This window comes from Streptomyces sp. NPDC002785 (assembly GCF_040295565.1).
GTDB lineage: Bacteria > Actinomycetota > Actinomycetes > Streptomycetales > Streptomycetaceae > Streptomyces.
On record NZ_JBEOVN010000218.1, the window covers coordinates 1 to 11,570 of the forward strand.

General features: G+C 68.9%; 4 protein-coding genes and 1 pseudogene. All 5 read right to left on the reverse strand.

Annotated elements, in window-relative coordinates:
- Positions 1–160: 160 nt before the first annotated feature.
- The 5 genes and pseudogenes from cas5e to ABTZ94_RS32295 all read right to left on the reverse strand — a co-directional run bounded on the left by cas5e (position 161) and on the right by ABTZ94_RS32295 (position 8,385).
- Positions 161–1,615 (reverse strand): type I-E CRISPR-associated protein Cas5/CasD, encoded by a 1,455-nt coding sequence (cas5e, locus tag ABTZ94_RS32275; protein ID WP_351206144.1) that lies wholly within the window; start codon positions 1,613–1,615, stop codon positions 161–163.
- Positions 1,612–2,775 (reverse strand): annotated as a pseudogene (cas7e, locus tag ABTZ94_RS32280) (type I-E CRISPR-associated protein Cas7/Cse4/CasC). The gene cas5e and the pseudogene cas7e overlap by 4 nt, the downstream one beginning before the upstream one ends.
- 233 nt (positions 2,776–3,008) lie before the next feature.
- Complete coding sequence (casB, locus tag ABTZ94_RS32285; RefSeq protein WP_351206146.1) at positions 3,009–3,653, reverse strand: type I-E CRISPR-associated protein Cse2/CasB; 645 nt, start codon at positions 3,651–3,653, stop codon at positions 3,009–3,011.
- Complete coding sequence (gene casA / locus ABTZ94_RS32290; RefSeq protein ID WP_351206148.1) at positions 3,653–5,197, reverse strand: type I-E CRISPR-associated protein Cse1/CasA; 1,545 nt, start codon at positions 5,195–5,197, stop codon at positions 3,653–3,655. Before casA ends, casB begins: the two co-directional genes overlap by 1 nt.
- Before the next feature lie 323 nt (positions 5,198–5,520).
- Positions 5,521–8,385, reverse strand: coding sequence for a CRISPR-associated endonuclease Cas3'' (locus ABTZ94_RS32295; protein ID WP_351206150.1), 2,865 nt, complete (start codon positions 8,383–8,385; stop codon positions 5,521–5,523).
- Positions 8,386–11,570: the final 3,185 nt, after the last annotated feature.

The following is an 11,570-nucleotide window of genomic DNA, read 5'->3' on the forward strand; positions in this document are numbered from 1 at the left end:
GGTGCGGGGGTCGACGCCGAAGGCGTCGGCGACGCCGGTGATCCGGGTGCGGGTGAGCCGTTCTGACTGTTCGAGGGTGTAGAGGCGGTGGACTGCGACGGCGCGCAGGGCGTTCTGGTCAGGGATGTGTGGCATGACGGGTGTGTTTTCTGGTTGGGGTTCAGGCGGGGGCGAGTGAGAGGAGGCCTGCTCCGTAGGTTTTTGCTCTGCCGATGCCGTTCGTCAGGGCGTGGGTGAGGAGGCCGGTGTCGGTGATGCGGGCGAGGCCGTCGAACTGGGTGAGCGTGAAGTAGGGGGCGGAGCGTGCGAGGCGGGTGCGGGGGAAGGGCCGGGGGAGGCCGGAGATGGTGAGGGGTTCGAGTCCGGCGTCTGTGGCGCGGCGTTGCCACCAGGCGATGGCTTCGTCGCCGGTGAGGTGGGTGATTTTGCCGCGGCGTTTCCCGGTGACGGGGTGGCGGGTTGGGTTGCCTGCGGAGCGGGCGACGGTGGGGGCGGCGGTGATGCGGTAGCGCATGGTGCGCCCGGCGGTGAGGGAGTTCAGCAGGGGGGTGAGGTCGAGGGTGCGGGCTGTGCCGTAGCTGGTGGGCAGGGCTGTGAGGTCGGGGGTGTGGGCCGTCTGAATGAGAAGGGTGGGGTCGGGTCCGGGTTCGGTGCGGAACAGCAGGCCGGCTGTGGCCCGGGGGGTGGGGCCGGTGCGGTCGGGGACCAGGCGCATGAGGGTCTTGTGGAGACTGTCGACGTCGGCGAGATCGGCTCTGGCCGCTGCATGGTGGGGGTCGAGGACGATGCGGGTGAGGCTGGTCATGCGGGCTCTCCGTGCACGTACGTGATGAGGGCGTCGATCGGTCGAGGTCCTGCGTAGAGGTGGGCGGGCAGGTGTTCGGTGGTCATCCACAGGGGGCGTGGCAGGTGGCGTCGGGCGGTGCGGGTGAGGTTGATGGGTTCGCTGGTGCTTTCCCGGTCGGGTGGGGTGGTGGGGTCGGCGCCGGGGGGGTGGGTGTTCCCAGACGAATGTGGTGGTCAGGCGTGTGTCGGTGGGGCCGCCGGGGGGCTGGTTGCGGGTGAGGGGGGTGCGGGTGAGGAGTTCGGTGACGGGGTCGGGGCTGCCCGTGTTGAGGACGAGGGGTTCGTCGGGCAGGCAGACACGGCGGCCGAGGAAGAGTCCGAATCGGGGCCGTTTGAGGGTCTCGGAGATGTGGGTGATGAGGCGGGCGGGTCCTTCAACTGCGACGGTGAAGACTGCGCCGGTGAGGTAGTCGCGGTGGGAGACGAGCGTGGAGGCGGAGGGTTTTCGCCGGGTGCCGTTGCCGGTGAGAAGGCCTTGATCTTTGGGGTAGCCGCCGCCGACGGTGTGGAAGTCGCGGTACAGGGTGCCGGGCTGGTCGACGCGGATGGTGAAGGTCAGGTCGCGGTGGCTCGGGGCGGTGATGTCGCCCGGTGCCTGCAGGTGGGAGTAGGGGTCGAGGGCGTGTTCGCGGGGTCGCCCCTGGGCCGCGGCGAACATACCGATGAGTGAGGAACGGGTGGGGAAGGCGCACGTGTCGCGGTAGTGGAAGACGCCGCGTTCGCCGGAGGACTGCAGCATGCCTGCCAGTCGCAGAACGAGGCCGGTCACGGCCGGCCCGCGGGGGTGAGAGCGGCGGTCGCGGCGGCGGCGCAGGCGGTGGCGAGGTCGTCGAAGGATGCATGGTGGGCGCCGAGGTCCTTGATGGGCTTGGCGGTGGTGCCGGTGTGTCCGTGGGCGACGAGGTGGCGGGTGCCGAGCAGGCGGCTGATGGTGGCGGCGTAGTCGGCGAGCGCCTGGCGGGCGGGGGCGGTGTAGCCGCCCTGGGGGGCGGCTTTGACGGGCTGTTCGAATGCGGCGCCGTAGGAGACGGAGCGGCGGTCGCGGACGGTGTAGTGGACGAGGTCGGGGACGGTGTGCGGTGCGGTGGATGTCTTCTTGCCGCCAGGCATGCTCAGGATGAAGTGCCGGACGAAGAGCTCGACGAGATCGTTGACCGTGGCGGCGGGGGCGCCGGGTCCGAGGTTGTGGTTGAGGTCGGTGATGTTGATGGTCGCGAAACGGTAGAAGACGCTGGTGGTCAAGAACGCGGTCTGAAGATGGGCGCTGCCGGAGTCACCGTTCTGGGGCAGGTCTTCGACCGCGGTGAAGAAGTCGGGTTGCGGGTCGCTTTGGTGCACGGAGAAGGCGGGGGCCATCTGTACGGCTGCTTCGACGTGACCGGCGGGAAGTTCGGCGAACATCCGCCCGAACAGGTTGATGCTCGCGGTGCGGCGGGTCAGGTGCGCGGCGAGTTCCTTGGTGGGCAGGACCGCGTCGATTTACTTCTTGGGGGTGTGGGCGGCGAGTGCTTCTTCGAGTGCGGTGCGGTGCTTTTCGCACAGGGCAACGAGGTCGTCGATGACGTCCGTCGGGAGGTAGAGCATGGCCTGGGTGCGGTAGCCCTCCTTGGCGTTGTGCTGCAGGCCGCCGTTCTTGGCCGAGTGGACGATCTGTGCCGAGGCGAACTCGGCGAGGCCCTCGGGCCACTGGGCTTCCTGCAGTTTCCGGGCGACGAGGGGCGGCACCATGCGGGTGCGGGCGGCGTGCTCGCCGAGTTCCTGTTCGACGCTGAGGCGGATGGGGCGCTTCCATGCCTGGGGCGAGACGAGGGCCCGGGTCGCGTTCCCGAAGGAGATGGTCTTGGGGTCGTTGTCCGCGTCACGGTTGAGGTTCGCGGCGGTGACGGGGTGGAGGATGTGCAGGTCGAGGAAGCGTGCCGGGGTATGCATGGGTGTGCTTCTTTCACTGGGCGGCGGGCATGCCGCTGATACGGCCCGCGGGGTACGGGGTGCCGTGGACTGTGGGAAGGGTCGGGATCGGTCTGTGCGCCGCCGACCGGTCCGGGCGGTCGGGCGGGGCCCGAGGTGCCGGACGGTTTCGGAACGTGAGCTGCCGGGCGGCCTGCCCCCGGGGCGGTGTCCCGACGGGTAGCTGACAGGAAGGGGCCGGTCGGGTCGGGGGGTCAGGAGCGCCGGGGTTCGGGGGTGGCGAGGTAGAAGGCGTCGCGCCAGCGCAGTCCGACCTGGTCACGGTGGTGGGGGCGTTGCACCAGGTCGTGGAGGAGGACACCCCAGTCTGGGGTGATGCCGTCCTTCAGCAGCCGTGTGACGGCGGCGGGCAGGCGGCGGTGCAACTGGTCGTCGCTGAGGCGGGTCAGGACGCTCAGGAGATCCTCGGTGCGCTCCGCTCCGTGGCCGGCTTTGCGTACGGCGGCGGCGAGGGTGGCGCCAAGATTCGGCCGGGCGAACCAGGCCGCCGGATCCGGCGGCGATGGTGCGGGTGCCGGTTCGAGGGGGGCGACGAGAAGGGTGCCGGGATCGTCGCCCGCAGTCATGAGGCCGGTGTCGTTGTCCGGGTCGGGGCGCACGCCAGGGGTATGAGCCTGGGGCCCGGCCGTCGCGATGAGGCTCGCGACGGTGTAGTAGGCGCGGCGCCCGTTGCGGTGCGCGGTGCGCCGGGCCAGGTAGCGGTCCATGGGGGCGCATTCCTCGACCGGGCGGCCCCGTCCTCGGCTGAGGCGGACGCGGACGCCGGGCTCGGCGCACAGGAGGTGGACGTGGGAGATGAACGCGTCGCAGGAGGTGCGGTGTTCGGCTGCGGTGGGCATCAGGCGGCCTTCCGGGGCGCTGAGGGCCGGCGGTAGAGGTCCCTGACGGCATGGGCGACGGCGCGGGCTGCGGAGGTATGGCGGATCCGGGCGGCTTCGGTAACCTCGCGCAGGGCGGCTGCGGCCGCGTCCGCAAACGCGGTGGGTGCACCGGTGCCGGGTTCGTCCAGGAGCCGCCAGAACACCGTTTCGGCCTTCGGCCAGTACCGGGTCAAGGCTTTGCCGGTCCAGAGGGGCTGCTTATTCTTGGCGGGGCTGCCGCCGGTGGCGGCCTTCCAGGCCGCTTTGGTGACGATCGCCAGTTGCTGCGCGGTCTGTTCGGCTTCCTGGCAGCACTCGGCGATGCGCTGGGCTTTGACCGGGTCGTGTTCCTGGGTCCAGTTCAGCAGCGGTGGGGTGAGGGCGGTGTACCACTGCCGGTCGATGACCTTGCCGTCCTGATCGAATCCGTGGACGCGGATCCGCAGGCTGCGCCGCACGGGTTCGGGAAGGTCGTTGAGGGTGTCGAAGATGGCTGGCCGGCGGTGTGTGCCGTGTTCGTCCGGGGCCAGGAGGAGTGTCTCCAGGTCGCGCCACCATGCGCGGGACGCATCAGCGCGGTGGAGGGTGCGGCGCCGGGCGACGTCCTTGCGTTCGGGGATGAAGCGGTAGGCGAGGTAGGGGTCGGTGGTGATCGGCCTGGGCACTTGGGTGGCCCAGGTGATGTAGGCGTCGGTGACGGTGGCACCGCCTTGGCCGGGCACGAGGAGGATCGCGTGCCGGCTCAGTCCGGTCAGTTGCCGGCCGGGCCAGGTCTGCGGAATCAGCTGAGCCTGCGGGTCGGGTGGTGCGGGTTCTTCCCAGGGGCAGGCGTCTGCACCGGGTGCCTGTTCGTCGCCGGTGAAGGCGGGTACGCCGGCGAGGAGCGTTTCGGGCAGGGTGCGGCCCAGGGGGTGGAAAGAGATGCTGGAGCGCAGGGGGCCGCTGCTCTGCTTCCCGATGGTGGCGCCGCCGATGGTGCGGGGGGTGCCTTTGCCCGAACGCCCGTAGTAGTGGTGGATGAGCAGGATCTGCAGAGCCTCGGCGGTGGGCACGGGCTCGGCGGTGTGGTGACTGTGCGGGCTGAACCAGGCCAGGTTGTTTCCACCGGGACGCCCGGGCACGAAGACGTTGATGCCAGTGCTGTGGGGACACTGGGTGCGCAGCGCGGGGTCCTGCAGCCAGGGCCGGGCCGGGTCGAAGACGTCCCAGGCGTGCTGGTCGAAGTAGGCGTGGACGGCGTCCGGGTCGAAGCGGCCCGTGGCCAGGCACCGGCGGCGCAGGGCGTTCCACTGGGAGGCGGTGAGCTCGGGGTCGTCGAGGCCGGTGATGCGGGCGGTGATGGAAGCTGCGATCCGCAGCAGTGCGGAGGCTGCCGGCGGGTGGGGCAGGGCGAGATCGTCGATGCGGTGGGCGTCCAGGAACAGGGTTCGCAGGCCTACTTGGTCGTAGTGGGGGCCGGTGCGGACGTCGATCCAGGGGTTGTCGGCTGCGCTGAATGTGGCGGGCGGGGATATCGAAGACAAGGGGGATGGTTCTTTCGGGACTGGGGAGGGGCGTGCGGAGGTTCGGGGTGCGGCCAAACCGTGGCCGGGGTGGTGGTGTTCTTGGGTGGTTTGTCACTGTGGGGCACAGCGGCGGCCGGGGCCGGCCGGGCGCGTCCGGGTGGTGCGCCGGGGACATCGCCACGCCCTTGTGGGGCGGAATGGTGTGCGATGTGCGACTGGGCGTTCGGCGGTGTGCGGGCACAGCGAATCATGTCGCCGCAGCGCTTCGCGACCGGTGAGAAAGTCCGACTACCGAAAGATGGCGTGATGCTTTCGACCCTGAGTTTTACGCACGGTGATAACTACTGCTTGCGGTGCAGGAGGCCGAGCTCTTCGTCCATGCGGAGCCAGTGATGGCCGAAATGCTGTTCACTCTCACGGGTTGCGGAATCGGTGGGCAGCAGCACGGTGTCGGCGAGAAGTGGGTGCTGCTGCCAGCTTGCAGGCGGCTGATGCCGGGCGGAAGCGCGGGTGACCCAGGCGGCCGGGACAGGCAGTGTGTTTTCCAGGATGCTGCGCAGGTGGCGCGTGCTGAGGTGTTCCTGGTCCGGGAGCGGGAGAAGGCCGGCTGCATCGAGAGTCAGAGTGCCGTCGGGGCTGCGGTAGCAGGGCAGCAGGCGGCGGGGCAGGACACCGGGCCGGGTGGCCGCCTGGGCGGTGGTGAGGTGCTGGCGGTGCAGGTCGGCCAGGGAAGAGACGCGTTTCGCCGGGGGCACCAGGTGGACTGCGCTGAGCTGCTGCTGGCGGCCGGTTCGGGTCTGGTGTGTGGCAGCCATCTGCTGCAGGCGCTTCGTTTCCGCCGCGAATCCGGAGATGACGCCGTGGATTTGTTCGACGAGGGCCTGGACATCGTCGGGTACGACCAGGGGTTCTTGTTCCAGGGCCGGAAGGAGCCGGGCGGTTTCGTGGAGGGATACGGCGGGCTCGACCGTGCCCCATCCGGGCGGCAGGGCGGTCGCGCCGCGGGAGTTGACCGGGTGCAGCACCGTCAGCGTCGGGCTGGTCTCACGGTTCCACCAGGCGGGGCGGCGGTTCTGTCCGGCCCACAGGCAGGTGAAGCGGCCCAGCCTGCCCAGGCGCTGCAACAGGCGTGCCAGAGAAGCGAGATCGCTGACCATCAGGTCGACATCGATGTCCAGGCTCGTATCGAGGAGGCTGGTGGTGACGACGACGAGGCGGGCGGGGCGCGGGCCGTTGGGCCCCAGCCGGCGGCGGAGGTTGCCCAGCGTGCTCTGCCGTTGCCGCCCCCGGACCCGGGCGTGGACGAGGACCAGGTCGTGCGGCGGGCCGGTCCACGTGCGGCGCAGGTACTGGTAGGTGTCCTGTGCGTCGGCGACGGTCGCGCACACCACGGCCGCGCATCCGCCGTGGCGGACCACCGGCTGGAGAACGTCGGCGATCACGGCCAGGCGCTCCCCCTCCTCGACGGTGCGGCCGGCCTGTCCCAGGCACCGGTAGGTGACCTGGCGGGTGCGGATACGTGCGGTCCTGCGCTGGGCGGCCCGTTGCCGGTCCTGGGCCGGTTCGGACATGCGGTGGGCGGTGGCGGTCGCCGCGTCCGCGAACAGCCACCCGGGGTAGCCGGGGACGAACGAAACGCCGTGGAGACCGGTTTGGCCGGCTCCGGACAGGTAGGCCCGCACCAGCTCGGTGGTGGTGGAGACGGGCATCGTCGCCGACAGCAGGACAACCGGGCAGTTCAGAGCTCCCAGCCAGTGCAGCAGGCGCAGCAACTGGAGCTGGCTGAACGGGTCCAGCGCATGAGCTTCGTCGACCACGACGGTCTTGCCCGACAGGGCCAGCATGCGCAGCGCGCTGTAGCGGACGGGGAGGACAGCCATCTGCGCTTGGTCGGTGGTGGAGACGGTGTACTGGGCCAGGAGCGCATTGTCCCATCCGCGCAGCCACCGGTCGGGGCCCGCGGTCCCCGGGCCGGACTCCGCCTCGTCGCCGGCCAGGAGGTCGTCCGGGTCGTCGGTGAACGGGTCGTCGGGTGGTCCGTCCAGGACGGACGTGTCCGCCGGGGACAGGCGCTTGCCGGTGTAGGCCTCGTTGAGGTCGCTGTGGTGGTGCACCAGCGTCACGGGGGCGTACTCGGGCTGGTGGGCGCGCACGTACCGGTCCAGGACGTCATAAGCCTGGTCGGCGGCGGCCGTGGCCGGCAGCAGCCACATCACCCCCTGGGTACCGCAGTGCTCGTTGAAGATCCGCGCCATCTCCAGAGCGGCCACGCTCTTGCCCGCCCCCATGGCATCCGTGACCACCGCGATGCCACTCCCCCGCTCGGCGGCCAGCCGCGGCAACTCCTCCATCACGGAGGCTTGAAGAGCGTTGGGCTTTTCAAGTCCCGGGTGAGCGGTGGTGAACGGGACCCTGTCCAGTGCGAAGCGGGTAAGACCGAGCCGCTCGACTTCCTCCTCGGCCTGCCGGCGGGCGTGACTGTGGTGCTCGGCGGCGCCGAAGGACGGAGTGTGCGCGTTGGGCACCCAGTACCGGCGCTGGCTCGCGACCCGGTCGGCGACCATCGTCAGCCCCGTGATCAGCACCGCCGCCTCGACCGACATCCGCTTGGGGGCCTCATCGACGCCGAACAGGTGCCACAGCAGCCGGGTGTAGCGGCGGCGCAGGTCCTGCCACACGGGTCCGCCCAGGGCGGCCTGGACCCGGCGGACGGATGCCGCCCCGTCCACGTCGAGCTGCAGGAACCGGCCATGGTGCCCGCCCAGACACTGAGCAGCGCGTACAGCAGGGCTGTCGTTGCCGCCGACGGCGAATCCCAGCTCACCCAGCAGACGCAGTCCCGCGTGCATCGACGCGCGTGCATGCGGCACGTGCACCACCGGGCCCGTGTCCGCCAGCAGGTCCTCCCCCAGCCGAATGCGTGCCAAGGGCTCACAGGACTGGAAGTACGGAATCAGCTTCCCGATGTCATGCATGGCTGCCAGGAAAGACACCAGCGAACGCGCCTGCTCCTGCGAAACGCCAAGCCCGATGCCGATGACCTTGCGTTGACTCGGGGTCAAAAACCGGTCCCACAACACCGCGCCCACCGCACCGACATCTATCAAGTGGAACAGCAACGAATACGCCATCATCGCTGCACGATCGAACTTCCCCCACGGACGAAGGTCTACGCCGCCGTGCCGGGCATCCTCAACAACTTCCATACCTACACGCTGCCACCCGTGGGGTCCATGGCAGCCCGATCGCCCAGAAAACGTAACAACCCGCCGTGTGCCCCATAGAGTTCACAATCTCGTCCGCTGATGTGCCATCATTTCTCCATCCGGTCGCGAGTAAATAACACGCAAATCGTGTCAGAATACCCAGTTCAGAGAGGGTAGAGCCCGCGCGAGCGGGGATGACCCGTTCTCGGTCGCTCCGGACGTCCAGGACTCGTGGTAGAGCCCGCGCGAGCGGGGATGACCCGGCGGTAGAGCAGGGCAGGCTCGCCCCTGACATGTAGAGTCCGCGCGAGCGGGAGTGACCCTTCGGCCACGTAGCCCTGTAGGCTCAGACTGCGGTAGAGCCCGCGCGAGCGGGAATGACCCGTCGGCATCCGCACCCCCGACATGGCTGCTGCCATGGAGCCCGCGCGCGAGAGTGACGAGGGGGTAGCGCGAGCGGGAGTGACCCGGCAGAACCCGCCGTGTTCGCGGAGACTCCGATGTAGCGCCCGCGCGAGCGGGAGTGACCCGACCCCGACGACCTCCTCGGTGCCGACGCCCACGTTGAGCCCGCGCGAGCGGGAGTGCTCCGGCCATCGCGTCCAGGGTTCGACTATGGAAGGTGGAGCGCCTGCGCGAGCGGGATAGGCTCGGCCCTCTGGGACGCCCGGCGTTGGAGCCCGCGCGAGCGGGAGTGACCCGCGAAGAAGCAGCGGCAGCAGGGCGGACGTTTCATGGAGCCTGCCGCGAGCGGGAGTGACCCTGGATGCGGAGCTGCAGATCAGCAGACACGTTCGCGGAGCTCGCGCGAGCGCGGGTAACACGCGCGAACTGAACGGGCAGAGGCAGATGCAGGGGTAGAACCCACGCAAGCGGGAGTGACCCATCTGCGGTCCGTGCCCAAGAGTGAGGAGCAGAGCCCGCGCGAGCGGGAGTGACCCGCCCTGCTCGGCACGGGAGAGGCTTATGAGTTCGAAGAGCCTTTGCGAGGGGAGTGACCTGACCGTTCACGTGCACCGTGGTCACCAGCTGTAGCACCCGCGCAAGCGGGAATGACTCGACTTTGCCCCGGTCGACGACGATTGTCTCGGGGAGAGCCCGCACGAGCAGGAATGACTCGGCCAGCGGCTCGTGATCCAGGGGCGTAGCAAAGCCCGCGCGAGCGGGAGTGACGCATCCTTCATGCGCCGCATGGGCCGTAGATCAGTGTAAAGCCTGCGTGAGCGGGAGTGCCCCGGAAAAGGGCCGCACCACCGAACACCTGACGGAGTGGAGCCCGCGCAAGCGGGAGTGACGCGTCGAGCGGGCTCTCACCCGGCGAGGGGTAGACGTAAGGCCCGCGCGAGCGGGATTGACACGCCACCTCGAGCGGATGGAGGGTGTCGACCGCGGTAGGCCCGCGCGAGCGGGAGTGATTCGGACCGCATCACCGGCCATTTCATCCACCCCCGATGAGACTCTCGCGAGCGGGGTGCCTTGTCCTCGGCAACCACCAGACGGCCAGCCATGTAAGGCCCGCTCAAGCGGGAGTGACTCGACGGTGATCGTCTTGGACGACTTCACCACCGAGTAGAGCCAGCGCGGCGGAAGTGACCCCCCTATGGGGAACAGACTGCCCGCTGGCGAGCGAGAGCCCACGCGAGCAGGAGTAACACGGCGATGTACTCCAACTTCATTTCGACGATGGGAGTAGAGCCCGCGTGAGCGGGAGTGACCCGCACGACGTGTTTCTGGCGCGACCGCGAGGGTGGTGGAGCCCGCGCGAGCGGGAGTGATCCGAGGGGTGTGTTGGTGACGTTGATGCCGGCGTAGTAGAGCCCGCCAGAGCGGGAATGCCCGCACGAGCGGAAGTGACGCGGCCCGGTAGCGGACGATGTTCCTCGCTCCGGGTAAAGGCCTGCGCGAGCGGGAGTGACACGGTCGGCGACGAGACCGCATTCCTCCTGTAGAGCCCACACGAACAGGAGTGGCTCCGCCAGCGGCTCGTGGTCCAGGAACGTGGCAGAGTCCGCGCGAGCGGGAGTGACGCGTCCAGCCGCCCGTCACCGTTTACGACGAGCTCGTAGAGCCCGCGTAAGGGGGAATGACTCGGTCGCCGCTCTGTGAAAATCGATCGCTTCCGTACTGTGAAGCCCGCGCGAGCGGGAGTGACCCGTCGTGTGCGCGCTCCTGGCGCCACAGCTCGGGGCAGAGCCGCGCGAGGCGGCATGCCAGTACGGCGTAAAGCCTGCGTGAGCGGGAGTGACACCACCCAATACGCGGTGCGCTGCCCGCAGTGTGAGTGGAGCCTGCGCGAGCGGGAGTGTTCCGGCATCGAAGTCGGCGCGCAGCACCTGAGCGAGGATTAGCGGGAAGATCGCAGGTCAAAGCTACCTTCGTATTGCGATTCCCATTTGAACGAACAGGCAATTCTCATAGGTATGCGTCAGCGATTCTCACCAAGTGCCCGACATAGTTTCCACAATTCCCTTATGACACAAGGGGATTGCGACCCATTGGAGTAGGCGCTGGACTGAGAATCAATCAGGGCAACGATGTGAGAGTCAGCAACTACAGCGACGTGTTCGCTGTCAGGGATGTAGGGCTGTACCTGTCCCGGCAAGGCGCGCTCATCGACTGGAGCGTGCAGGACTTCCTGGATCTTCTGGGATGCCGGCTCACGTTACCTGAGCTACGGGCCGCATGCCAGCACGCATTGACCGAGGGATCCGCTGGCGCGCCCGCCCCCGCGGAAGCGATGCGGCGCCCACTCCCCCGCCCTCGCAGCGCGCCTGCTGTACAGGAGAGCCTCTTCGACTGAGAAATTGTTGGCCGTGAGGCGGGGCAGGAGCACTCAACCACAGCGCACGCCACGTCTCCGGAGCTGCGGCGACCGTCGGCACGCTGCACAGATATGACCTTCGGGCACCACACCTGTTGGCCACGCGCTCAGGTCTGTCGGGCTGCACGGGGGGCTCACGCATCGACGTAGCGCCCGACAGCCGCTTTGTGCCTACCGGGCAGGCAGCCGGCGAGAGTCAAAGACCGTGCCTGCCAGAGGATCGGTCGGCCTTTCGAGCCTGGTGACCTCGCGAAGCATGTGAGTCCTGACTAGTAGGGCTTTGTTAGGTCCTGTGGTGTGGTTCTGGTTTGGGTGCGGGTTGGCCGCATATCGAGCAGGCGCCGGTCCAGGTGGCCAGGAGGGT